Annotated in this window: 22 protein-coding genes; 10 read left to right on the top strand and 12 right to left on the bottom strand. The window is 70.3% G+C overall.

Annotated elements, in window-relative coordinates; all coding sequences use genetic code 11:
* Positions 1-2: 2 nt before the first annotated feature.
* Positions 3-926 (bottom strand): LysR family transcriptional regulator, encoded by a 924-nt coding sequence (locus J4573_RS10060; protein ID WP_208255084.1) that lies wholly within the window; start codon positions 924-926, stop codon positions 3-5.
* Between the two features lie 191 nt (positions 927-1,117).
* On the opposite strand from J4573_RS10060, the gene J4573_RS10055 reads away from it, so the two are divergent.
* Positions 1,118-1,612, top strand: a complete 495-nt coding sequence (locus J4573_RS10055; protein ID WP_208255083.1) for a DUF1269 domain-containing protein — start codon at positions 1,118-1,120, stop codon at positions 1,610-1,612.
* Positions 1,613-1,661: 49 nt separating this feature from the next.
* Here J4573_RS10055 and J4573_RS10050 read toward each other — a convergent pair whose 3' ends face one another.
* The 3 genes from J4573_RS10050 to J4573_RS10040 all read right to left on the bottom strand — a co-directional run bounded on the left by J4573_RS10050 (position 1,662) and on the right by J4573_RS10040 (position 3,339).
* Positions 1,662-2,066: a hypothetical protein gene (locus tag J4573_RS10050; RefSeq protein ID WP_243772804.1), complete on the bottom strand. Its 405-nt coding sequence runs from the start codon at positions 2,064-2,066 to the stop codon at positions 1,662-1,664.
* Between the two features lie 258 nt (positions 2,067-2,324).
* Positions 2,325-2,528, bottom strand: coding sequence for a DUF397 domain-containing protein (locus J4573_RS10045; RefSeq protein WP_208255082.1), 204 nt, complete (start codon positions 2,526-2,528; stop codon positions 2,325-2,327).
* Positions 2,529-2,553: 25 nt separating this feature from the next.
* Entirely contained in the window at positions 2,554-3,339 is a 786-nt protein-coding gene (locus J4573_RS10040) for a helix-turn-helix domain-containing protein (RefSeq protein WP_208255081.1), read from the bottom strand.
* A 104-nt stretch (positions 3,340-3,443) separates the two neighbouring features.
* Between J4573_RS10040 and J4573_RS10035 the strand changes: the two genes are divergently transcribed.
* The 3 genes from J4573_RS10035 (at position 3,444) to J4573_RS10025 (ending at position 7,525) form a co-directional block, all read left to right on the top strand.
* On the top strand, positions 3,444-3,845 hold the full coding sequence (locus J4573_RS10035; RefSeq protein ID WP_243772840.1) for an ATP-binding protein: 402 nt from the start codon (positions 3,444-3,446) through the stop codon (positions 3,843-3,845).
* 19 nt (positions 3,846-3,864) lie between these two features.
* Entirely contained in the window at positions 3,865-7,029 is a 3,165-nt protein-coding gene (locus J4573_RS10030) for an NB-ARC domain-containing protein (protein WP_208255079.1), read from the top strand.
* Between the two features lie 79 nt (positions 7,030-7,108).
* Positions 7,109-7,525, top strand: a complete 417-nt coding sequence (locus J4573_RS10025) for a DUF7144 family membrane protein (protein ID WP_243772803.1) — start codon at positions 7,109-7,111, stop codon at positions 7,523-7,525.
* Here J4573_RS10025 and J4573_RS10020 read toward each other — a convergent pair whose 3' ends face one another.
* On the bottom strand, positions 7,526-7,984 hold the full coding sequence (locus J4573_RS10020; protein WP_208255077.1) for a DUF6069 family protein: 459 nt from the start codon (positions 7,982-7,984) through the stop codon (positions 7,526-7,528).
* A 130-nt stretch (positions 7,985-8,114) separates the two neighbouring features.
* Between J4573_RS10020 and J4573_RS10015 the strand changes: the two genes are divergently transcribed.
* On the top strand, positions 8,115-8,429 hold the full coding sequence (locus J4573_RS10015; RefSeq protein WP_208255076.1) for a hypothetical protein: 315 nt from the start codon (positions 8,115-8,117) through the stop codon (positions 8,427-8,429).
* A gap of 186 nt (positions 8,430-8,615) precedes the next feature.
* Here the strand turns inward: J4573_RS10015 and J4573_RS10010 are convergent, their stop codons facing one another.
* The gene (locus tag J4573_RS10010) at positions 8,616-8,879 is read right to left on the bottom strand and encodes a DUF8691 family protein (RefSeq protein ID WP_504740196.1); all 264 of its coding nucleotides are present in this window, start codon (positions 8,877-8,879) and stop codon (positions 8,616-8,618) included.
* A 123-nt stretch (positions 8,880-9,002) separates the two neighbouring features.
* On the opposite strand from J4573_RS10010, the gene J4573_RS10005 reads away from it, so the two are divergent.
* Positions 9,003-9,401: a DUF7144 family membrane protein gene (locus tag J4573_RS10005; protein ID WP_208255074.1), complete on the top strand. Its 399-nt coding sequence runs from the start codon at positions 9,003-9,005 to the stop codon at positions 9,399-9,401.
* On the opposite strand, the gene J4573_RS10000 is transcribed toward J4573_RS10005, so the two are convergent.
* Positions 9,386-10,876 carry a hypothetical protein gene (locus J4573_RS10000; RefSeq protein ID WP_208255073.1) on the bottom strand — a complete coding sequence of 497 codons (1,491 nt, stop codon included), beginning with the start codon at positions 10,874-10,876 and terminating at the stop codon, positions 9,386-9,388. The genes J4573_RS10005 and J4573_RS10000 overlap by 16 nt on opposite strands.
* A 301-nt stretch (positions 10,877-11,177) precedes the next feature.
* Here J4573_RS10000 and J4573_RS09995 point away from each other — a divergent pair, with 301 nt between their 5' ends.
* Positions 11,178-13,862, top strand: coding sequence for a winged helix-turn-helix domain-containing protein (locus J4573_RS09995; protein WP_208255072.1), 2,685 nt, complete (start codon positions 11,178-11,180; stop codon positions 13,860-13,862).
* Positions 13,863-13,877: 15 nt separating this feature from the next.
* Here J4573_RS09995 and J4573_RS09990 read toward each other — a convergent pair whose 3' ends face one another.
* Complete coding sequence (locus J4573_RS09990) at positions 13,878-15,905, bottom strand: winged helix-turn-helix domain-containing protein (protein ID WP_208255071.1); 2,028 nt, start codon at positions 15,903-15,905, stop codon at positions 13,878-13,880.
* A 323-nt stretch (positions 15,906-16,228) separates the two neighbouring features.
* On the opposite strand from J4573_RS09990, the gene J4573_RS09985 reads away from it, so the two are divergent.
* Positions 16,229-16,735 carry a DUF7144 family membrane protein gene (locus J4573_RS09985; RefSeq protein ID WP_208255070.1) on the top strand — a complete coding sequence of 169 codons (507 nt, stop codon included), beginning with the start codon at positions 16,229-16,231 and terminating at the stop codon, positions 16,733-16,735.
* A 19-nt stretch (positions 16,736-16,754) separates the two neighbouring features.
* Here J4573_RS09985 and J4573_RS09980 read toward each other — a convergent pair whose 3' ends face one another.
* Positions 16,755-18,227, bottom strand: coding sequence for an alpha-amylase family protein (locus J4573_RS09980; protein WP_208255069.1), 1,473 nt, complete (start codon positions 18,225-18,227; stop codon positions 16,755-16,757).
* Entirely contained in the window at positions 18,224-20,905 is a 2,682-nt protein-coding gene (locus tag J4573_RS09975; protein ID WP_208255068.1) for an MGH1-like glycoside hydrolase domain-containing protein, read from the bottom strand. Before J4573_RS09975 ends, J4573_RS09980 begins: the two co-directional genes overlap by 4 nt.
* A gap of 108 nt (positions 20,906-21,013) precedes the next feature.
* On the opposite strand from J4573_RS09975, the gene J4573_RS09970 reads away from it, so the two are divergent.
* The gene (locus tag J4573_RS09970) at positions 21,014-21,601 is read left to right on the top strand and encodes an HdeD family acid-resistance protein (protein WP_208255067.1); all 588 of its coding nucleotides are present in this window, start codon (positions 21,014-21,016) and stop codon (positions 21,599-21,601) included.
* 31 nt (positions 21,602-21,632) lie between these two features.
* Here J4573_RS09970 and J4573_RS09965 read toward each other — a convergent pair whose 3' ends face one another.
* Positions 21,633-22,094 carry a MarR family winged helix-turn-helix transcriptional regulator gene (locus J4573_RS09965; protein ID WP_243772802.1) on the bottom strand — a complete coding sequence of 154 codons (462 nt, stop codon included), beginning with the start codon at positions 22,092-22,094 and terminating at the stop codon, positions 21,633-21,635.
* 44 nt (positions 22,095-22,138) lie between these two features.
* Here J4573_RS09965 and J4573_RS09960 point away from each other — a divergent pair, with 44 nt between their 5' ends.
* Entirely contained in the window at positions 22,139-22,576 is a 438-nt protein-coding gene (locus J4573_RS09960) for a MarR family winged helix-turn-helix transcriptional regulator (protein ID WP_208255066.1), read from the top strand.
* Here J4573_RS09960 and J4573_RS09955 read toward each other — a convergent pair.
* On the bottom strand, positions 22,510-23,952 hold the full coding sequence (locus tag J4573_RS09955; protein ID WP_208255065.1) for an MFS transporter: 1,443 nt from the start codon (positions 23,950-23,952) through the stop codon (positions 22,510-22,512). The two genes, J4573_RS09960 and J4573_RS09955, sit on opposite strands and share 67 nt — an antisense overlap.
* Positions 23,953-23,955: the final 3 nt, after the last annotated feature.

The raw sequence follows: 23,955 nt of genomic DNA, 5'->3' as shown, positions 1-23,955 counted from the left end.
AACTAAGCGGGAGCGGAGTGCCGATTCCCGGAGCGACCGGCCGTCTCAGGAGAGAACTCGCGGACGGTCTGCACGAACTCCCGGAGCCTGGCGGTGTCGCCCGCATCGCGCCACATCAGCGCGTAGTCCAAGGGCGGTGTGTCATCGAACGGGACATAAGCAACATCAGGTCGACCGTGGTAAAGCCCCGCTCGGAGGGGAGCCACCGAAGCACCCTTGCCTGCCCCGACCAGAGCGAGTGTCTCCTGCCAGCCGCTGGCGGCCGGTCCCTGCGGAATGGTACGGCCCTGGGGAGTACGGAGCAGGAAGTGGGCGTCCTGCCAGGCGTGGGACATCCCGGCACCCATGATCAGCGGCAGGACCGCGAGCTCCTCCAGCGAGACCGCTCCCCGTGTCGCAAGGGGGTGGTCGGCGGGCACGACCAGGGCACGTGGTTCGGAGAACAGAACGGGGCCCACGGTGATGGCCGGTTCTTCGACGGGAGGCACGGTGATCACCAGGTCCACGTCCTCGTCCCGCAATGCTGTGACGGCCGCGTTGTATGTCAGCTCCTGCAACTGGACGGTGCACCGAGGATGGCGCGAGTTGAACGCCTCGACGGCTCGAAGGAAGAGGGCGCCGGACCATGGCGTGGTGAACCCCACGCGCAGCACACCGCTGATCCCGGCGAAGGTGGCCGACGCGTTGTCCAAGGCACGCTGGATCTGCTGGTGCGCGGGCAGCAGCTCCGCATGCAGCTGCCGGCCGACCGGGGTGAGGTCCACGCGGCGGCTGCTGCGTTCGAACAACGGGCCGCCGAGACGGCGCTCCAACGTCTTGATCGTCTGGCTGACCCGGCCGGGCGACAGGCGCAGGCGTTCGGCGGTCCGCGCGAAATGCAGCTCCTCGGCCAGCGTCAGGAATGTCTCGATCTCGTACCGCTCCACCAGTCTCCCGCCCGGTCACGCGTCGTTCCAGGTCATCGCCCTGCTGGACAATAGGCGGTGGTGCCGGGCGGATCCAAAACGGCCGGAGGGAGCACCCTCCGCGAGGGTCATCCGTTGCGGGTGATGCCGTGCAGGTGGGCGCCGCATTCCCTGGGGGTGTCACCTCAAGGGATCAGGAAGGACGGACCGCCATGGCGGATCTGATCGCGATCGGCTACCCGGACGAGACCACGGCGACCGAGGCGGAGCGCGAGGTTCAGCGGCTGAGCCGCGATCTCATCATCCAGCCCGACGCGGTAGCAGTCGTCTCTCGCGACACTGAAGGCAAGTTCCACGTCACGACGAACCACCACGCGGTGGCCGGCGGCGCGACCTGGGGCATGTTCTGGGGGCTGCTCTTCGGCCTGCTGTTCTTCGTGCCGTTCTTCGGAATGGCGCTCGGCGCGGGCATGGGCGCCCTGATGGGCAAGATCGAGAAGTCCGGTATCGACAAGAACTTCCAGAAGGAAGTGCGCGACATGCTCCAGCCGGGCACGTCCGCGCTCTTCATCGTGGTGGAGAAGGTCACGCCGGACAAGGCCGTCGAGGCCATGAGCAAGTTCGGCGGCACGGTGCTGAAGTCCTCGCTCTCCAAGGAGACCGAGAACGCCCTGCAGGAGGCCCTGCACGGCCAGACCACCGCCTGATCGGACGCCGAAACTGCCCGCCCTCACACCGAGGGCGGGCAGTTGTGCGTTACCGGCTCCTGCGCAACGCCGCGTACTGCACCCCGGCGAAGCCCGCCACGACCACGGCCTGCATGATCGCCCACACGTTGCCCACCGTGTTGAGCGACAGCCACCCCGTCACCACCGCGACCACGCTCAGCACCGCCCAGACCACATTGGCCTCGATCACCGCGGTCACGGCCCACCGGTTCATCCGGCCGGAGATCGCCCACACGGCCGCCGCGTACACCAGCAGGAACACCCCCACGGCGACGCCGTACCCGGCATCGAGCCCGAGCAGATCCTCAAGCGGCTTGGCCAGCGCCAGATACGCCAGCCCGTTGGCGCCGGTGACCACCGCGTCCAGGCGCAGCGCCAGCCTCAGCAGCCGCCGCCCGTCGGCCAGGATCCCGCTGTTGGTCATGGTGGTCATCGGATGCCCCTTCCAGAGACGTCGTCCTCGATGTCTCCGACGCTATGAGCGAGGGGGTAGCCAAGGCGATTACCTGCGACGTAGGGCTAGTTGATCTTATTCGTGGCTACGACCGGCTCCCGAACCAGTCGAACGCGGGAGGGGCCCGTCGCCGCTTAGGCAGCGAATCGAGATGTGCGGTGAGCGGCGATCGATCTGCCGCTGGTTTCGCACCTGCTGCGGTTCCTCCCGCGCACCTTCATTCCACCGCGCCGCCGGTCACCTGCGCAGGGCCGAAGGTCCTCCATCCAAGTGACGGACGTGCTCAAGCAGCAGGCCGAACGCACCAGCGGTGATGACGAGATGCGGCCCGTGCGGCGCTTTGGAGTCCCTGACTCCGATCCCGCCCTCAAGCTGCGCTACCTCGATGCACGCCTCGTCGGTCGCGCTACCGCTGTAGCTGCTCTTCCGCCACGTCGTCATTGCGAGGCCTCCCAGTACTGATGAATCAGCGTCCGTGAATCATCCTCTGATAGAGCTTTGCCCCAATCCGTTCGTAATCTAGGCCATACTCGCGGGCCTCTGCGGAGGCCTCAACGAGCCGTCCGCCCCGATGAGCGCCCACGTAGACGACGTCGCGCGACTTGAGGCTCATGACCTGGAACGACCCGCCAAGGCCGACGTAGGCCCCTGCGGACTTCGGGACCACTCGAATGCTTACCCGTGGCAAGTCGGACAGCTCCAGAAGATGCTGGAGCTGGTCTCTCATGGTTTGCGCTCCGCCTATGGGGCGATCCAGCACGGCCTCGTCCAGCAGAACCCAAAGGAGTGCTGGCTGCGTACGCCCCAAGACCGCGTCCTTGCGCGCACGGCGACCGGCCACGGCTTTGTCGATGTCGTCGATATCCGCCGTGGTCTGAATCGCTCGGGCATAGTCCTCGGTTTGGAGGGGAACCGGGATGATCTGGCCCTGGTAGGCCCTGATGACATCGGCTTCGGACTCGTAGACCGTGTACTGGCGGAACCAGTCCGGGTCGTGCGTTGTGCGCGCGAACCAGAGCATCACCTGGAACAGCCTGCCGGTGCCACAGTGGTCATCGATGACCTTGGCCTGCGCGTCATCAATCTTGCGGCGGTTCGCCTCGATGTTGGAAACAGTGGAACGTGCGGCACCGATTATGCGTCCCCACTGGGCGAGTGAGAGACCGTGCTGCTCGCGGACGAACCGCAGCTGATAGGCCAGGAAGTGCCAGAACGAGGCCGTGGGGTCGAGGGGCTCGCGGGTGATCGCCATTGATCCTCCGGTGTATCCAGTAGTCGCGGGTACATCGCGACGTTAGATCAAAGCGGTGAGTCTGGTGACAGAAATCGAAAACTCTGTCACAGGCGGTGATCGTGATGAATCCGGACGGGCTTCGGATGAGCTTGCTCGCCTCGGCCGCCGCACCGGGGCTGGTCCGGACGCTCGTCGAGCAGCGGCTCCTGAAATGGGATCTGCTGCACCGGGCGGACGACGCGCTACTGGTCACCGGCGAGCTCGTCACCAACGCCGTGAACGCGGCGCCGGGGCGCGAGCTGTGGGTGCGCTTCACGCGAGAGGCCACAGGGTTGCTGCTGGAGGTGTGGGACCCCAGCGGCCGCGTCCCTCAGGCCAGGCCTGTCGAGCTCGATCTCGACGACGGTGAGTTCGACGGCATCGGTGGCTGGGGGTTGCACATTGTTCAAGTGCTGAGTCTGGAATGCGGGTACGCCCTAGGTCCGGACGGTGGCAAGACGGTCTGGGCGCTTCTGGAGGCGTAGTGGTGCGACACTGCGCTTTGTGGAGAACGAGTTCGCGGGGGAAGCCTTGAACGTTGTTCAAGCGCGTGACATCCACGGTGATGTGGTGTTCAACGCGCCGCGCGAACGGCCTCCCGCGCCGGCCATGGCGCCTGCTCCACCGCGCGGGTTCGTTCCCCGGGCCGACATCCAGGAGCCACTGATCGCCGCACTTCTGGAACGGCGCGATGTGGCGCTACGGGGCGCCGGGGGATTCGGGAAGACCACGCTGGCCTGCTGGGTGTGCCGGATGCCCGAGGTTCGTGAGGCCTTTCCGGGTGGCGTGCTCTGGGTCGAGCTTGGGCAGAACCCGAGTCTTCAGAAGGTCGCAACGTCGCTGGCGGGTCTGGCGGCCGTTCTCACTGGCGAGTCTCCTGGGACGTACGCCGACGTGCCCTCGGCAGCGGCGGCTTTCCGGAACGCGCTGTCGGACAAGCCGGCGCTTCTGGTGGTCGACGACGCTTGGAGCTCCGCGGACGTCGCGCATTTCTCCGGGCCGAGCACGCTGCTGGTGACTTCGCGGCGCTCGGGAGTGCTGGAGGGGACTGAGATCGCGGTCGACGCGATGAGCGACGCGGAGGGGGCCGCGCTCCTTGAGGGCGATCCCGGCGTGCTGCGGCCGCTGGTCGACCGTGCCGGACACTGGCCGCTCGCGCTGGTGATGTTGTCAGGTCTCTTGCGCAGCCTTGGCGAACGGCACGGGATGACAAGCGAGGAGGCCGTGGCCTCGCTCATGAACGAGCTGGACCGGTACGGCATCGCGACTCTGGACGAACTGAGCGACGCCGACGTGCTGCGCGGCATCTCCCGGACGCTGGATCTGAGCCTGGACGAGCTGGGGGACAGCCGCGACCGGCTGGTGTCGCTGGCCGCCTTCCCTCAGGGACAGGTCGTCCAGTACGAGACGTTGCGGCGGCTCTGGGACATGAGCGATCTGCGGGTACGAGCCGTGGCCGACCGATTCGTGAGCCGGTCGCTGGCATCCGCGCCCGGTCCCGATGGGCTGCGTTTGCACGACGTGACGCGCGAGGCCCTCAGACACATGGCACCGGAAGTGATGCGGGACGTCAGCATGCGGCTGCTCGAGGGCATGCGACCGGCAGATGACGGAAGGGTCTTTCATCTGTGCCAAGCCGGACGGATGGATGAACTCCCGGCTCTTCTCAGGGACATGAGATACATCTCCGCGCGGCTCGCCGGCGCCGGGCCTCTCGCACTGGCATCCGATCTCGCCCTGGCCCGGACCGAGGACGCTTTCGCGGAGGGGCTGACGAAGCTGCTCAGGCTTGAGGGGCACATCTTCGTCGCCGGCCTTTCGGAGACCGACATGGCCCTCACTCTGGAGAGCCGTTTGCTGAACCGCCCAGGGCTTCTGGAGGAAGTGCACCACGTTACGGAGGCCAGGCCCGATGGCGGGCTGATCGCGCTGCATCCAATGCCGGACGTCGACGGGAGCGCGCTGGAGCGGTCGGTCGTCGTTCACCCTGACGGCGCGAGCCAAGATGTGGACTGGGATCCGCGGGGGAGGCTGCTCGCGACCGTGGGCTATGGGCCGCCCGTTCAGATCGTGGACACCGGCAGCTGGGAGAGCACGGCCTGGCCGGTCCCGTACAGTGCGGTCGTCAATGGTGTCCGGTGGAGCCCGGACGGGGCCAAGCTCGCGTTGCTCGGGGACACCAGTCGATTCAGCCCGGTGTTCGATTACTACGACGAGCATCCGCCTCAGCTCCATGCGCTGTCGGTTCATGACGCGGCCACCGGGGTCGAGATCGATGTGGCGGCCTTTCGCGGCGCCGCCATCAGTTTCCCGCCCGGGATCAGCTGGGGGGCGGACTCCGAGCACCTGGCCATCGGAGGGATGGAAGGAGTGTTCCTCTGGCGATCAGGCTCCGGCACGGGTCCGCTCTGCCTGGCACGTAAGGATCGGCTGGGCTCCGACACCGATGTGGACTGGCACCCGGAGCTCGGTCTCCTCGGACACGCGACCGAAGGCGATGTGGGGATTCTCCGCCATTGGGCCGATCCCATCGCCGGCGGAGAGCCCAGAGTGTGGACCGACCGTGATCTCAGGGGGGCCGGGCGTGGGCTGTGGTGGCGTCCCAGGGGAGGTGTCGCCGTGCTCGCCCTGCCGCGATCCACCCTGCTCGTCGACCCGGTGGCTCAGCGGGTGCTCTGGCGGCTGGATCACCGGGTGAGCCTGCCTCGCTGGTCTCCGGACGGTGGCCGCCTGGCGTTCCTGCGTTCGGGTCGGCTTCTGGAACTGTGGGACGTGCCGGGCGACGGCGAACTGGAGGCAGGGGCGTCCCCCCGCGCCGCCGCGGAGATCGACATCGGCTCGCATCAGGGAACACGCCAGTCGCTGGCGTGGCGCCCCGACGGAGCCAGGGTCGCCATCGTCCGCGACTCGGCGGTCGTGAAGCTCTGGAGGCCGGAGCAGTCCACCGAGCGCCCCACCCGGGAACTGCGCCATGTGATGTGGAGTCCCGATGGGGGCACCCTGGCCGTCGGAGGCTCCAGGGAGCGTTGGTTTGCTCTGGACCCGCTCGACCTGGACGCCGCGGCGGTCGAATGCGCTCCGCACCCGTTCTCCGGCAGGGACCCGGCCGGCAAGAGGAGCTGGCTTGACGAGGTGGGCGCACGCCGTGAGTGGGAGTCGGGGCACGAACCCCGGACGTTCGTCGAGTTCGCGCCGGGGGAGCAGGCGTGGATCGTGGCTCGCTGGTTCGAGCCGCTGAGCCTGTGCCGGCGGAACGGCGCCGAGACGGTCCTGGTTCCCGGATACGACGGGCGACGCTGGGGTGGAGCATCCTTCACGCCCTCGGGCGATCGGGTCGTCGCCGTGAGCGGCTACGGCCCGTTCGAGAAGACCGACTTCACTCTCTGGCCGGTCACGGAGGCGGCACAAGGGGAACCGGCGGCGCGATGGACGACGCTGGTGGAGCCTGACGTTCGGCACGTCTGGCGGGTCACCGCCAGCGAGACGCATGCGGTGATCGTCGCGAATCCGGGGCTGATCGGGCTGTTCGAGCTGGACGGGATGCGGAACGTTTGCTGGATTCGGACCAACGCGACAGCGCGGGACGCGGCGTTCGATCCTGAGGGGCGGCGGCTCGCCGTTGTGGGGGATGCGGGGGTGTATCTCTTCGAGGTCACCCCGGCTGGGTGATGGGGGTGGAGGGGCGGGCGCGTTCCGATGGAGTCCGCCCCCGGCGCCGTGCCGTGGGGATGTGATGGGAGGTGTCCGCATGGCGCGCTCATCGGGATCGTCGGCGAGCGGCTGGGCCGTGGGGTTCGTGCTCTTCGCCGGGATCATGATGATCATGAGTGGCGTGTTCGAGGCGCTGGCGGGGTTCGCGGGGATCCTTGAGGACAAGTTCTACGTGGTGACCTCGGACTACGCCTACGAGTTCGACGCGACGACGTGGGGGTGGATCCACCTGGTGGTGGGGATCATCGTCGCGGCGGCGGGGGTCGGGGTGATGTCGGGGCGGCTGTGGGCGCGGGTCATCGGCGTGGTCGTGGCCTCGGTGAGCGCCGTCGCCAACTTCTTCTTCATCCCGTACTACCCGTTCTGGTCCGTGCTGCTGATCGCGCTCGACGTGTTCGTGATCTGGGCGCTGTGCGTGTACGGGCGGGAGGAGGCGCAGAGCTCCTTCCGGTAGTCACTGCCCTCCGGCGCCCCGGGAGTAGGCCGTCTGCGGCAGCATGGTCATGATCACTATGCCGATGCACAGGTTGATCAGACCCGTCGCGACCTGGCTGGACACCGGGGCGTCCGTGGTGAACGGGACGACGGCCAGGCTGAGGGTGACCAGGCCGACGATCCACGAGAAGAAGCTCAGCGGGTTCGGCGACAGGGTGATCAGCAGCTGCAGGATCAGCGTCGCGACCAGGGCGCCCATGAACGCGGCCACCACATAGCCCGCTGTCGAGGCGTTGCCGACCGTTCCCTCGCGCTTGGGCGAGAGCAGCGCGATGTCGAAGATGCCTCGGGCTATCAGCATGCCGACGAACGCGACCAGGGCCGCGACGCAGGCCGTTGCGAGGCCGCCCGCCCACAGCTTGCTGGACTGCGCGGCCTGGGTCCGCCGCTCGCTGTCCTGGTACATCGGTCCGGTCATGACGGCCTCCTCTGGTGTCGTTCCGCAACCTAGGTGCGGCGCCGCGGCGGCTGACTCACCCCGCGGGGGTGATTGCCCGGGGCGCGGCACGGGGTGGACTTGGCGGGATCAAGCGACCGAGGACGGTGCCATGACGAACATCCAGGAATCTCCGCGCGAGGGCGGGAGGAAGCTCCGCGTCATGCTGGCGGGCGGGGCGCTCATCGGCGTCGGCGGGCTCATCATGATGACCGGCGCGACCGTGGCCGGCTCGGCGCTGGTCGCCGCCGCGCGGCAGCGCGTGCGTGACATGGAGACCCCGCCGCGCGACCTGGCCAGGCTGCGGTGGTCGCAGGCCAAGGCGGCGGCCATGGCGGGCGCGGACGCGTGGCAGAAGACCGTTCCGCCCGCGCGGTCCACGCGCGTGGTGGTGGAGAACAGCTCCGAGCCGGTGTACGCGCCGTAGCGGCGACGTGGTCTGCTGCGCCGGGGCGGACCGGCGCAGCAGACGCCCGTGCGCGGGCGGGCACAAGCCGACATCGCGAAGGCGAGGACGCCGCCGAGGACCCCGGTCCCGGCGGCGTCCTGCTGCCTGCGGTGCCGCCCACCACGGCCCTCGTGGGCGTGGTGGGCAGCGGCCACGGCGGGGGTCTCACGCCCCCTCCTCTTCCTCTTCGGGCGGCGGCGGCAGCTTGCGCACTTCGATCAGCTCGAAGCCGAGGGACTGGATCCTGGCGAGCACGCCGTACAGCGCGGCCTGATCCAGACCCGAGCCGCGCAGCACGGTCTCGACGGGGTTGAGGGTGACCGTGAGATCCTCGAAGGCGCCGTGGAAGGTCTCACTCACACGACCCTTGATCCGTATCTCGTAGGCACCGGATCGCTCGCCGGACTGCCCCTCGGGAAATTTCTTCACATCCCCCCCTCGGCGGCTGGCGCCATAGGCGCGAGGAAATCTCAAGCATTGACGTGATGGACGACCGGCGAGTCACTCATGGCGGGTGATTCCGGCGGGGCCACCGCAACGGACGCTGTGGCCATGGACGACGCGACGAAAGAGAACTGGGCTCTCGGGCTGGCGATGTTCGCCGGCATGATGCTGATCATCATCGGGCTCTTCCAGGCCATCGTCGGCGGGAGCGCGATCATCAACGACAAGTTCTACGCGGTGACCCGCCACTACGTCTTCGAGTGGGACGCGACCGTGTGGGGCTGGATCCATCTGGTGGTGGGCGTCGTGCTGTTCGCCGCCGGGTGGGCCGTCTTCGCCGGGGCGACGTGGGCCCGCTGGGCCGGCATCGCCGCGCTCTCGCTGAGCGCGGCGGCCAACTTCATGAGCCTTCCGCACTACCCGGCGTGGTCGATCCTCATCATCGGCCTCGACGTCGTGTGCATCTGGGCTCTTGCGGTCTACATGCGCCCCTACGCCGAGGACTGACGGGCGGGCAGCCACACGGCCAGCTCGTACAGCGCGAGCAGGACCACGATCACCAGCAGCCCGGTCCAGGACGAGACGAGCAGCGCCAGTACGGCCGCCACCACGACCCCGGCGATGCGCAGCACGTCGGTGTGGGCGGCGACCCACTGGCGCAGCTCGCTGCTCGTCGCCACCCGCTCGGTCGTGGTCGCGGTCCACTTGGCGCCGTTCACCACCTGCTTGCGCAGCCAGACCGGCAGCCGCCCGGGCCCGACCAGGTAGGCCAGGACCGCCAGCACGATGCCGATCCACAGCAGCCAGTCGCCCCAGACCCGCAGGTCGGTGAGCGCGTGATGGATGGCGGCCGAGGCGCCCTGGCGATAGACGCCGTCGGGCACCAGCGCAAGCAGATGATCTCGAAGGGCGCGCAGCACGTTCGACAGCACGAGGGTCGCGATCGCGAGCCACACACCGAACTGCAGGATGGTGCGGCGCCGCCCCGGAGAGATCCAGATCGCCAGGCCGAGGGCCAGGATCGTGCCGGCGACGAGCAGGACGACCCCGCGCTTGAACAGCAGCACGGCCTCTTGCACCTGGCTGAGCTTGTGCCTGTTGTAGAGCTTGATCTGGGCGAAGTTGGCCGGCAGCGTCACGCCGAGAGTCGATTCGATGCGCTGCTTCAGGTTCGGCGGGATCTCACCCGAGCTGAGCGCCGGCAGGTCGAGCTTCTTGCCGAACAGTGTCGGCAGCCGGCCTTCGAGCATGACGAGCAGGTTGTTGACGATCGGCAGCAGGTTCAGGGTGACGGTGCTGCCTTCGACCGACACCGTCTGGCTCTTGTTCTCCAGGATCGCCAGGATCCGCGAGTGCGCGAACCTGTTGGCGGCCTCCCACTGCTGCTGGAACTGCTCGGTCTGCATGAACTTCTGGATCGTGGTCCGCACGTAGTCGTGCACGGGACCGGTCACCGCGCCCGACAGGAACGCCGCCTTGGGCGGCAGCGCCTGGGCCAGCCGCTGCTCCACGTTCAGCGAGGTGAAGATCTCGTCGGTCAGGTACTGCGACACCGCCGCGGCCACCGCGGGATCGCGTGGCAGCGGCCCGACCGTCTCCACCCAGCGGTCGGTCCTGAGCGTCGTACGCGCGCCCCAGACGCCGATCGTCGAGCACACCACCCCGAACCCGGCGAGCGCGACCAGGATGGCCGCGATGACGCGCCGTACGGAGATCCACCGGCTCTGCCGGCGCTCGCGGGTGTCGAGCCTGCCCTGCAGGGTCGCCACCTCGGCCCGGAGCCGATCGAGCTCGGTCCGTTCGGTCGTCGCCGCGGAAGGGCTCTCCTCGCTCGCGCCCTCAGAAGGTGGGCTCTCCGCGGACGGGCTCTCGGCGGACGGGCTCTCCGTGGGTGGGCTCTTCGAGGGGGTGCTCTCGGTGGACGAGCTCTCCGGGGACGGGCTCTCCGCGTTCGCGCCTGCGTTGACTTCTCCGCTGGTCATCGACGCCTCCTCGCACGAGCACGGCGTGGCGCCGTACTGGAGGAGATGGTCGGACGGGAGGCGGACGGGCGGCCTCACACCTCGTGGGTGAGGCGGCAATCACGATCAGCGGCTCGGGGCCCACGGATCCCGGGGTGACGTTAGCGCAGGTTGGCACGGCGATGGAGTGAAACAGGTGACACGGAGTGAATCTCACCCGGGTGAGAGCGGAGGGTGGGTGATGCGCCCTCACCCGGAGGCGAACAACTCTGACGGTGCTGACCAACAACGCCCTCCCGCCCTCGCGACTAGGGGAGAGGCCATGTCGACAACCCCAGCCGGAACACCGGACAACGCGACCGCCATCCCCACGCGACCCGAATGGATCATCGAGCGACCACGGCTCGCCGCCCGGCTGGACAAGGGTGTGCGAGGGCCTCTCACCGTGGTGACCGGCCCGCCCGGCGCGGGCAAGACGGCCCTCGTGGCGACATGGGCGCACGCGAGGGAGCACGCCGGCGCACCGCCGCCGGCGCCTGCCTGGGTCACCTGTGACGTGGGCATGGAGCCCGGCCCGTTCTGGTCCCGGGTCGTACGGGCGTTGACCCGCGCGGGGGTGCTCGGCGACGACTTCGTCGCGGTCGAGCATCGGCCGAACGGCGCGGACGATCTCTTCCTCGCCGACGTGGCGGCGGCGTTGACCGGTCGGCCGGACCGTACGGTCCTGGTGCTGGACGATTTCCAGGCTCCCCTCAGCCCGGTGGTGATCCACGGCCTCGCCTCGCTCGTCGAACTGGCGCGGCCCTCGCTCCGCCTGGTGCTGGTGGGACGGCACGATCCGCCGCTCGCGCTGCACCGCTACCGGCTCGCGCAGGAGCTCACCGAGATCCGCCGCGACGCGCTGGCGTTCGGGCACCGCGAGACCCAGGCCCTGCTCGCGCAGCACGATGTGGCGCTGTCTCCGGCGTCGCTGGAGGCGCTGCACCGCCGGACCGAGGGCTGGGCCGCCGGGCTGCGGATGGCCGCGATGTCGATGGAACAGCACCCCGACCCCGAGGCGTTCGTCGCCCACTTCGCCGGTGACGACCAGGCGGTCGTCGGCTACCTCGTCGAGCAGATCCTGGACGCCCAGTCGACCGAGGAACGGCACGTCCTGCTGCGCACCAGCCTGCCCGACCGGATCACCGCGGACCTGGCCGCCGAGCTGGCGGGCGCCGAGGCCGGGCGGCTGTTCCCCGTGCTGGTCAGGCAGAACGCGTTCGTCCAGCCGCTCGGCGGCGGCTGGTACCGCTACCAGCAGATGTTCGCCGAGGCCCTGCGCCTGGTGCTGCGGCACGAGATGCCGGGCGAGGTCTCCGCGCTGCATTCGCGCGCCGCGCGCTGGTTCGGCGACGCGGGCCTGCTGACCGAGGCCGTACGGCACGCGGTGCGCGCCGGGGACTGGCCGTACGCGTGCCGGCTGGCCGTCGACAGGCTGGCCGTCGGCGAGGTGCTCGGGATCTCGGGGGACCACGCGCTGGCCAACGCCTTCCGCGGCCTGCCCGTCGCGATGGTGACCGCGGGCGACGACCCGGCGCCGGCGCTGATGTCGGCGGCCGAGGCGCTCGGGCGCGGCGACGACCGTGCCTGCGCGCGTGCGCTCGGCCGGGCCGAGGCGCTGCTCGGCGCACACACGGGCGTCGACGGGCCGCGGCAGGCGGCGGCGCGGCTGACCGCGACGATCATCCACATCGTGCGGTCCGCCCCGGGCGACGAGGCCTCGCTGCGCGTCATGCTGGCCGACGCGGACGTGGCGCTGGCCGGGTTCCCCGACGAGCTGACCGCACTGCGCCCCGAACTGCACGCGCTGGTGAACGGCACGCGCGGGCGGATGGACTTCCGGGCCGGGCGGCTGTCCGAGGCGGCGGTGTCGTTCGGCGCCGCCGTCCAGGCCTGGACGGACTCGGGCGCCGACTACGAGCGCCGGACCGACCTCGGCTACCTCGGGCTCGTCGAGGCGCTGTCGGGCCGGTTCAGGCGCGCCGCCGACCTGGCCGTGAAGGCAGCCCGGATGCCCGACGCCGCGGGCCCGACCGCCGGCAGGCTCGCCGCGCCCGCGCACCTGGCCCGCGCCTGGGCGTGCCTGGAGGCCTACGACCTCGCCGCGACGCGCAAGGAGCTGGACCGTGCCGACCTGGCGATCCGTGAGTGGTGCGAGGGCGCGGGACGGCTGTCGGAGTCCTGTCTGACCGGCCTGCACGGTCTGGTGAGCGGCCGCGCCGAGCTGGCTTCCGGGCGCGCCGACCGTGCCATCGAACGGCTGCGCGCGGCGCAGCGGGTCGCGCCTCCGGAGTGGTTGTCACGTCGCATCACGGTCGCCGAGGCCGAGGCCCTGGTCACGCGCGGCGAGGGGCAAGAGGCCTGCGACGTTCTGGAACGTGCGGGAGGGGAGAGCACGGCCGAGGGACGGCTCGTGCTCGCACGCGCGCAGCTCAGCGAGGGCGCTCCGGCCACGTCGGCAGGGACCCTGCGTCCCCTCCTGGCCGAGTCCACGGCCGTGCCGCCGAACACGCGGGTGGAGGCCTGGCTGCTGGAGGCCTGCCTGGCGTACGCCTCCGGCGACTGCTCGCGCGGACGCCGTTCCCTGGACCGTGCGCTGCGGCTGGCCGAACGCGAATGGGTGCTGCTGCCGTTCGCGATCGCCGCGGGCTGGCTGCGGCCGGTGCTGCGGCGGGACGGTGAGCTGAGGCGGGTCCACCGGCGCCTCCTCACCCCCGTCGGCCTGGGCGGCGAGCCCGCCGTGACAATGCCCGGGGACGACGAGGCCGACATCGTCGGGCACCTGAGCGCCCGGGAGCTGGAGGTGCTCGGACACCTCGCCGGGATGCTGACCACCGAGGAGATCGCGCAGGAGATGTACGTCTCCATCAACACGGTCAAGACCCACCTGAAGAGCATCTACCGCAAGCTCGCCGTGACCCGCCGCGGCGACGCCGTCAGGCGCGCCCGCCAGCTCTCGCTCCTCTGAGCGGTCCGCTCACCGCTACTTGAGGATGCCGCGCTCGCGGGCCCGCTGGATCGCCTCGTCCCGCGAGGACGCGCCGAGCTTGCGGTAGATCGCGCGCGTGTGCGTCTTGATCGTGTTGACCGAGACGAAGAGCCGGTCGCCGATGTCGCGGAGCGAGAGCTCGCCGGGGAGCAGCCGCAGGACCGTCTCCTCGCGTTCGGTCAGCGACTCGGCGGAGGCGCGCTCGGCGTGGGACGGCTCGGCCAGGCCGCGTTCCAGGGCGGTGAGCCGCTCGCGCAGCGCGTCCTGCTCGCCCGCCAGCGGAGCCAGGATCTCCCGCGCCTGGTCGACCAGGACCCGGGCCTTGCAGTCGTCACCGACACCGATCTCCAGGTCGGCGAGGGCCAGCAGGCCGTTCAGCGTCGGCCACGGCGACAGGCCGACCGTCCGCCACCGCACGCGCAGCGACCGCTCCAGCTCGCCGCGGGCCTCGCCGAGATTGCCCGCGCGTACGGCGGCGACGCCGAGGGCCGTGGACACCAGCGAACCCTCCGGGGCGTCCCCGAGACCGCGGTCGTCAGCCGCCCGCCGCGCCGCCTGCGCCAGCTCGTCGGCCTGCGCGACCCGGCCCAGCTCGCCCTCGGCCAGCGACAGGACGGCCAGCGCCAGGATGCGGACCAGCGGCATCGCGGCGTGGCTCTGGGCGGCCTCCTCCAGCGGCGGGATCGAGTGGTGCGGCTCCCCGCTGAGGTAACGGCCGTAGCCGAGGTTCAGCCTGGCCTGCGCGAACCAGGGAGACGACGGGTTGGTCTCGATGGACGCCGCGACCTCGGCCGACTGGACCATGTCCGGTACGCCGTCGAAGCCGAAGTCGCTGCGGACCAGCGCGATCGCCGACTCCAGCGACCGGGTCCCGTCCGGGAGCGGCCCGTCGTGCCCGAGCTTGCCGGCGACGTCCAGCCAGCGCCGGGTGCCGTGCCGGTCGCCGACCATCGCCGCGACCCGCGCCGCGCACAGCGCGGCGACCGCCGTCGTCTCGATCCGGTCGTCGCCGATGGCCTCCAGCCAGCTCTGGACCATCGCCGGGCGGCCGGTCGCGGCCAGCTCGGCGAAGCCGCGGGCGATGAGGCCGAGCGCCCGGTCGCCGTCGTTCGCCGCGAGTGCGTGCTCGATGGACGGCACGGCCAGGCCGTGCCGCTCGCACCAGTCGCTCGCGCGGCGGTGCAGGCGCGGGACCAGGCCCGGGTCGGTGGCCACCAGCTGGTCGAGCAGGAAGTCCCTGAACGCGTGCTGGTAGCGGTACCAGGTGCGGCTGTCGTCCAGCGGCACCAGGAACAGGTTGGCGCGTTCGAGGCGTTCGATCAGCATGGTGGAGCCCGACGTGCCCACCACGGCGTCGCACAGCGGCCCGCAGAACCGCTCCAGGATCGACGTCCGGGTGAGGAAGCCGCGCACGTCCAGGGGGAGCGATGACAGCACCTCCTCGGCCAGGTAGTCGATCAGGTGCCGGTTCGTGCCGCTGAACCCGCGGACCAGCCCGCCCGGGTCGGCGGCCTCCCGCAGCGACAGCGCCGCCAGGTGGATCGCGGCCGGCCAGCCCTCGGTGTAGTCCAGCAGCCGTTCCAGGTCGGACCGCCGCAGCCGGATGCCGCCGACGCGCTGGACGAGGCGGTCGGCCGCCTCCATGTCGAAGACCAGGTCGCCCGTGCGGATCTCGGCCAGCTCGCCCGAGATCCGGTAGCGGCCGAGCGGCAGGACGGGCTCGGCGCGGGCGATCAGGACGAGCTGGAGCAGCGGCGGCGGCTCGGCGATGAAGTCGGCGATCTGCGCCAGCACGGCGGGGCTGCGGATCGCGTCGAAGCCGTCCAGGACGAGCACGAGCGGCTCGTCGTCGGCGGCGCCGACCTCCCCGAACCCCTGCTCGACCGCCGCCCAGAACGTCTCCGGCGAGTCGTCGGCGTGGTCGAGCGTGATCCACACATGGCGCCGGGACTCCTCGGCGCTTTCCAGCCACTGCGCCACCGCCGTGCGCTTTCCGTAACCGGGCGGTGCGCATACGAGCATGAGGCGAGCCGTGCGCCGGCTCGCCAGCAGACGCACCAGAGCCGGCCGTTCGATCCACTCCGAACGGCGTTCCGGTGGCCGGTGCCTGGGTGTGACGCCCTTCTCCGCTGCGTGCAAACGACTGCGTCTCATGGCCAGCCCGACCTTCTAGCCGGATCTTGGTATGCGTCGATGTTCTGTGCGGTTTCCCGCACCGTCAAGGCGCGTGACCGTTTCTGGGGCCGTTCTACCCCCATATCGGGTCGCCTGTGGCTCCTCCGCCGCGGGTGATGCCGGGGCACGGTCCGGCGCGCGACCGTTGCCGCACCGATGGGAGGCAGCGCATGTCCGAACAGCAGGAGCACCAGCAGACGCAGCCGCCACAGACGCCCCCGCAGGCCGAGCCCCAGGAGCCTCGCGAGCCTCAGGCGGCCGAGCAGCCCGCTCAGCCCCAGCAGCACGACGCCACCGCGGCCTGGGTGCACGGGCTTTCGATGTTCGCCGGCGTCATGCTGATCTTGATCGGCGTCCTCCAGGCCATGGAGGGCCTGGCCGCCGTTCTGAACGACAAGTTCTACGTCGGGACGCCGAACTACGTCTTCGAGTTCGACGTGACGGCCTGGGGCTGGTCGCAGATGCTCATCGGCGTCATGCTCGCGGTCGCGGGCTACGGCGTCCTCGACGGCCGGTTGTGGGGCCGCGTGATCGGGATCATCGTCGCCGTGCTGAGCACGGTGGCGAACTTCCTCTACACCCCGCACTCCCCGGTGTGGTCGATCCTGATCGTGCTGCTGAACATCGCGGTGATCTGGGCCCTGTGCGTCCATTCGCGCTTCGCCGAGGACGCCTAGGGCCCAGATCGGGGCCCGTTCACGCGCCACGAGACTCGACCGCGAAGACGTCGGCACCCCAGGCGGGCATGTCGACATAGAGCCCCGGGTCGCGCAGCTCGTCGCCATCACGGTCGTACGACGCGCCGCTCAACACGTCGCGCAGCCGCCAGGAGCCGCCGTCGAGGCCGGTCCACGGCAGCGGGATGCGGGCCTGGGCCGGCCGGTCCAGGAGGTTCACCACGACCAGGTGGTGTGCGGGCCCGCCGGTCCAGCACCACGACACCATGCCGAGGTGCGTGGGGTTGTCGGGCCAGCCGTGGCACTCCAGCAGCTGCCACTCACCGTCGCGCATGCCGCTGTCGTGCGCCGCCGTCATCAGCCGACGGTGGAAGTCCGACAGGCCGCCATCGGGTTTCTCGTCGGCGCGGCGGGACAGGAACACCGGCACCCGTGACCTGCGTCCCTCCAGCTCGCCCTCCTGCCACAGCGTCGCCCCGGGCAGCGTCGCGATCGCCACGGCCGCGGCCCGTTCCTGCTCCGGCCCGAACGTGGCGGCGGCGCGCGGCTCGTCGTGGTTCTCCAGGAACCGCACCAGCCGCCGCTGGTAGTCGACGTCGGCCCGCAGATGGTCGCGGACGGCGGCGGGGTTCCCCGACACCAGCCGGTCGTAGAGCCGCTTGTCGTAACAGAAGTCGAAGCCCTGCTCCTGGAGGTTCCACTCCAGGTCCCAGTAGGCCTCGGCGACGAACGTCATCCCCGGATGCCGCTCCCTGACCTGGCCGATCACCTCGGGCCAGAACTCCCCGGCGGGCGCGGGCCCGACGTGCTTCCCCCAGGTCCGGGCGAAGACGTCGTTCATCATCAGCATGGCCATGTCACAGCGGACCCCGTCGCACTGCGCGCCGATCCCCGACAAGATCTCGGCGGTCGCGGTCCGCACCCGGGAGTCGAAGGCGTTCAGCTGCACGACGTCGGGCCACGGCGGGAAATAGGGGTCCCGGCCGCGCGCGAAGACGTTGCCGCCGATCGAGATGTAGGCGGCCGGGTCGCGCTCCTCGTCCTCGATGCCGTCATGGACGAAGTACTCGGGGTGCTCGGTCAGCCAGAAGTGGTCGGGCGCGACATGGTTCGGCACGTAGTCCAGGAACAGGCCCGCCCCGCGCCGGTCCAGCTCGGCACGGGCGGCGGCCAGGCCCGGCGGACCGCCCAGCCGGTCGTCGGCGACGTAGCGGCGGACGCAGTACGGCGACCCGGCGATCTCCTCCGAGGAGTAGCCGGGCACCGCGTCCTGGAACGAGTCGAGCAGCTCGCGGTTGGTCAGGGCGATGCCGCGCCCCGCCGGGCTGCGCTGCCACACGCCCATCAGCCACACCGCGTCGATGCCCGGGACGACCAGCTCGTCCCAGGCCTCCTTCGGAACGTTGCGCAGGTCGATCCGCCCGCCGTGCCTGCGCTGCACGTCGGTCAGCCAGACGAGCGTGTTGACCTCGTAGATCACCGGCTCGCTCATGACGAGCTTCCGCGCGTGTTGACGCCGCTCAGCAGGTCGTCGGCGGTCAGGTTGCCGTACAGGACCATGAACGCGGCGACCATGGCCGTCCACCCGGTCTGGTGAGAGGCCCCGATCCCGGCACCGTTGTCGCCGTGGAAGTACTCGTAGAACAGGACCAGGTCACGCCAGTGCGGGTCCTCCTGGAAGGTGCGCTGGCCGCCGTGGACGGGACGATGCCCGTCCTCGCCGCGCAGGAACAGCCCGGCCAGCCGCGAGGCCAGCTCCTCGCTCACCTCGTACAGCGTCATCTGCCTGCCCGAGCCGGTCGGGCACTCGACGGTGAACGAGTCGCCGTAGAAGGCGTACAGGTTCAGCAGCGCGCGGATGATGAGCGAGTTCATCGGCACCCACACCGGGCCGCGCCAGTTGGAGTTGCCGCCGAACATGCCCGAGTCGGACTCGGCCGGCAGGTAGCCGACCTCGTAACACTGGCCGTTCGCCCAGAAGTCGTAGGGGTGCTCGGCGTGCTCGCGCGACACCGACCGGATGCCGTGCGGGCCGAGGAACTCGTTCTCGTCCAGCATTCGTACCAGCACGCGCCGGAGCTTGTCCTCGTCGAGCAGCGACACCAGCCGGCGCCCGGCGACGCCGGGGCGGTCGGCGGCCGACAGCCGCGCCGACAGCTCGGGGTGCCGGTCGGCGAACCCGCGGATCCGGTCGAGCAGATCGCGGCGCTCGCCCTCGGGCCTCGGCAGGAAGACTGTCGAGGCGAACAGCGGCAGCAGCCCGACCAGCGAACGGACCTTCAGCCGCGTCGCGTTCCCGTCGGGGGTGCGCAGGACGTCGTAGAAGAAGCCGTCGGCCTCGTCCCACATCTCGTCCTTGATGTCGCCGGTGCGGTCCATGGACGCCGAGATCCACAGGAAGTGCTGGGCGAACCTGACGGCCATCTCCTCGTACACCGGGTTGAGGTCCGACAGCTCCGCGGCGATCTGCATCATGCCCTGCGAGTAGAACGCCATCCACGCCGTGCCGTCGGCCTGGTCGAGGGTGCCGCCGGTCGGCAGGGGCGCGCTGCGGTCGAACACGCCGATGTTGTCCAGGCCGAGGAACCCGCCCTGGAAGACGTTGCGCCCGTCGGGGTCCTTGCGGTTGACCCACCAGGTGAAGTTGAGCATGAGCTTCTGGAACACCCGCTCCAGGAACTCGCGGTCACCCTGGCCGGTCTGGCGTTCCTCCAGCGCGAAGATGAAGCGCGCGGCCCAGGCGTGGACCGGCGGGTTGACGTCGCCGAAGTTCCACTCGTACGCGGGGATCTGGCCGTTGGCGTGCAGGTAGCGCTCGTCCAGCAGCAGCTCGATCTGGTTCTTGGCGAGGTCGAGGTCGACCGTGGCGAGCGCGACCGCGTGGAACGCCAGGTCCCAGGCGGCGAACCAGGGGTACTCCCACTTGTCGGGCATGACGATGATGTCGTCGGCCATCAGGTCGTACCAGCCGTGGTTGCGCGAGTTCGACGGCGTCCACGGGTCGAGGTGGTGCTCCTCCAGCCAGGTCTCGACGTCGTAGCCGTAGTACTGCTTGCTCCACAGCAGCCCGGACAGCGCCTGCCGCAGCACGCGCGCCTGGTCCTCGTCGAAGCCGGCCGGGGTGAGCTCGCCGTAGAACGCGTCCGCGTCGGCCCGCCGCTCGCTGATGATCGCGTCCAGCGCGGTGCCGAGGGGAGCGGCGACGTCCTGGCTGGTCAGGCGCAGCCGGATCGTCGCCTGGCCGCCGCCGGGAACGGTCAGCCGGTAGTGCGCGGCCGCCTTGGTACCCGTACGGTCGGAGTTGACCGCGCCCTGCTCGCCCTGCACGACGCGGCGCGTGAAGGCGTCCTTGACGTAGGGGGAGCGGTTCTGCGAGCCGAACACCCGCTGGTAGTTCGTCTCGTTCTCGGTGAACAGGAGCTCAGGGCCGTCGTCTCCGGCGCCTTCGCAGTAGAGCCGGTACGTGCCGAGATCACGGTGGTCGGCCCTGATCGTCGCGTCGTCCTCGGCGCGCATCACCGGTTTGTAGCCGTCGCCGCCCCACGACCAGGTGTTGCGGAACCACAGCGTCGGCAGAACGTGAAGAGTCGCCTCGTCGGGCCCGCGGTTGGCGACGGTCACCAGGACCGCGATGTCCTCCGGACCGGCCTTGGCGTACTCGGTGAAGACGTCGAAATAGCGGCCGCCGTCGAAGATCCCGGTGTCGAGAAGCTCGTACTCCATCCCGGCCCGCCCGCGCTCGCGGTTGGTGGTGATCAGGTCCAGGTAGGGGTACTCGGCCTGCGGGTACTTGTAGAGGTGGCGCATGTAGGAGTGCGTCGGGGTGCTGTCGAGGTAGAAGTAGTACTCCTTGACATCCTCACCGTGGTTGCCCTCGCCGTTGGTGAGGCCGAACGGCCGCTCCTTCAGGATCGGGTCGCGCCCGTTCCAGAGCGCCAGCGACAGGCACAGGCGCTGCTTGTCGTCGCTGACGCCGGCGATCCCGTCCTCGCCCCACCGGTACGCGCGCGAGCGCGCGTGGTCGTGCGGGAAGTAGTTCCAGGCCTCACCGTCGCCGCTGTAGTCCTCGCGGACCGTGCCCCACTGCCGTTCGCTGAGATACGGGCCCCACCGTCGCCATGGCGCGTCCGGAGCCGCCGATTCCCGGAGTCGTTCTCGTTCAGCGTCCATGCTCGCAGCCTCGCTCTCGCGGCGGGAGGCAGGCTCATCCTCAGCGGGTGATGCCGCCGCACGCAAGGGCGACCACCGTGTGCAGCCAGGCCACGATGGGAGGACACCATGGTCTCGGACGCCTCAGGGGAAGCCCCCGCCCAGCCGGTCACGGGTACCGGCGTGACCACCCGCTTCCTGAACGCGGCATGGGGCGTCAGCCTCGTGGCCGGCATCCTGACCCTGGTCCTGGGCATCGTCCTGGTGGCCTGGCCCGAAGCCACCATCAAGGTCGTCGCGGTCCTGTTCGGCCTGCAACTGCTCATCCTCGGCGTCCTGCGGGTCGTGCAGGCGATCATCGCTGACGACAGCGGCGGGACGCGTGTGCTCTTCGCGCTCCTCGGCGTGCTGTCGGTGCTGGTGGGCGTGCTGGTCCTGCGGCACCTGCTGCAGACCGTCGTGGTGCTGGCGCTGCTGCTCGGCATGTTCTGGCTGATCGGCGGGATCATCGAGTTCGTCCACGCGGTCGGCGACACCGGCAGCGGTAGCCGCGGCTGGGGCATCGCCCTGTCGCTGCTCACCGCAGGCGCCGGGATCGTCCTGCTGGTCTGGCCGGGGATGACGCTGCTGACCCTGACCGTCATCACCGGCATCTGGTTCATCACCTGGGGGCTCATCGTCACGGGCATGACCCTCTACCTGCGCTTCGCCCACTAGAGCCCAGGGGCCGGGCCGGGCCAGGACGGGTCTAGGGGCCCGGCTTCAGGCGGGTGAAGCCGTCGGCGAAGCGGGCGAACAGGCGGGCGAACTCGGCGCGCTCATCCGGCGTCCAGTCGCCCGTCACCCGTTCCACGACGCTCTGCCGGAAGCGGTGCGCCTCGTCCACCATCGCCTGCCCGTCCGCCGTGAGGAACAGCAGCGTGCGGCGCCCGTCGGCCTGATCGGCCTCCCGGCGCGCCAGCCCGTCCGCGACGGCCTGCGCGACGAGCTTGCTGGCGCGCGGCTGGTCGACGCTGAGCGACGTCGCGACGCCGCGCACGTCGACCGGCGCCTCGGCCTCGATCACGTCCAGCACGTCGAACGAGGCGCCGCGCGGCACCTCACCGCCGCGCAGCCGCTGCAGCGTGCGCCGCCGCTGGCTGCGGCGCAGCGCCACCATCGCCCGCTCGATCGCGGCCACCTCGGGGCTGTCGTCCACCGGACTCTCCATGTATGTTCTTTAGCAAGTAGTTGTCATCCTACATGGAGATCTCGATGGCGTCATCGCAGAAGCCGATCGGCTACTGGCTCAAGCACCTCGACAGGTTGATCAACGCCCACTTCGACCGGACCCTCGCCGACTTCGAGATCGGCCGCCGGCACTGGCAGGTCCTCAACACGCTCGCGGGCGGCCCCCGGTCCGGCCAGGACCTGGAGACCGCCCTCATGCCCTTCTGGGAGGAGGGCGCCGTCACCCTCACCGAGATCCTCGACGACCTCGCCTCACGCGGCTGGGTGAACGGCGCCGGGGTGAACCGCGCCGGGGAGCCGAGCCTCACCGACTCCGGCACGCGCGCTCACGCGCACATCGCGGCCCGGATCGGTGAGGCCCGGCAGCTGATGCTCGGCGGCCTGACCGCCGACGACTACCTCCGCACCGTCGAGGTCTTGGAACGCATGTCGTCCAACGTCGAGGCCGCCCTCACCCCCTGACCGGCACGGCTCGGCAGCGCGAACCCGGCCAGCGTGCCGACGACCGACAGGATCGCCGCGGCGCCGAAGGCCGCGACGAACCCGTCACTGAAGGCCTGCGGATTCGCATAGTCGCCCGAAGAGGCGAAGACGGCGGCCATGACGGCCACGCCGAAGGCGCCGCCGAGCTGCCGCATGGTGCTGAACGTTCCGGAGGCCTTGCCGATGTCGGCCGGTGCGACCCTGCTGGTCACGGCCTTGGTGCTCGCCGGGATCGCCAGGGCGGCGCCGGCACCGGACAGCACCATCGGGAGGGCCAGCTGGATGTAGGCGACGTCGGTCGAGGCGGCCAGGCTGATCCAGGCCATGCCGGCGGTCTGCAGGGCCAGCCCGGCGGCGACCAGCGGCCGTTCGCCGATGCGGTCGGCGAGGGAGCCCGCCAGCGGCGCCAGCAGGGACGGCGCGACGCCCCAGGGCAGCAGGGCCAGGCCCGCCACCAGCGAGTCGTGCCCGGCGACCTCGTGCTGGAACTGCGCCATGAAGAAGATCGCGCCGGTCATCGAGGCGTTCAGGAAGAAGACCGCGAGGTTGCCCGCCGAGAAGGCACGCGAGCGGAAGAGGCGCAGCGGGAGCATCGGCGCGGGAGCGCGGCGCTCCCAGATCGCGAAGCCGGCCAGCAGCACGGCGCCGCCGACGAACGCGACGAGGATCTCCGCGCTGGACCATCCGGCCCGGTCACCGCGGACGAGCCCCCAGGTCAGCCCGAACGCCGACAGCGTGACGAGCGCCAGCCCCGGCAGGTCGAACCGGGCCGGGGGACCGAACGCCTCCTTCACGCGGGTGAAGACCAGCGGAATGGCGACGGCGGCGATCGGGACGTTCAGCCAGAAGATCCACTGCCAGCCGAGCCCCTGGGTGACCACGCCGCCCAGCAGCGGCCCCAGCAGCACGCCCAGCGCGGTGATGCTGCCGTAGATGCCGATCGCCCAGCCCCGGCGCTCGGGCGGGAACGCGCCGTTCAGCAGGCCGAGCGCCACCGGCATGATCATCGCTGCGCCGACGCCCTGCACGGTGCGCGCGGCGATCAGCGTGCCCACGTCCGGCGACAGCGCACAGGCCGCGGACGCCAGGCCGAACAGGGCCAGCCCGGCGGCGAAGATCCGGCGCCGCCCGAATCGGTCGCCGAGCGCGGCGGCGGTCATCAGCAGTACCGCGAAGCTCAGCGAGTAGGCGTTCACGGTCCATTCGAGATCTTGAAGGCTCGCCCCGAGGTCGGCGTGGATGGCGCTCAGGGCGGTCGCGACCACCAGCATGTCCAGGACCACCATGAACGAGCCCACGGCGGCCAGGCCGAGCACCCACATCTGCTCGCGTTTGGTGTGCGTTTCAACGTTCATGCC

Source organism: Actinomadura barringtoniae (genome assembly GCF_017573505.1).
Taxonomy (GTDB): domain Bacteria; phylum Actinomycetota; class Actinomycetes; order Streptosporangiales; family Streptosporangiaceae; genus Spirillospora; species Spirillospora barringtoniae.
This window is presented reverse-complemented; position numbering and strand designations above follow the sequence as displayed.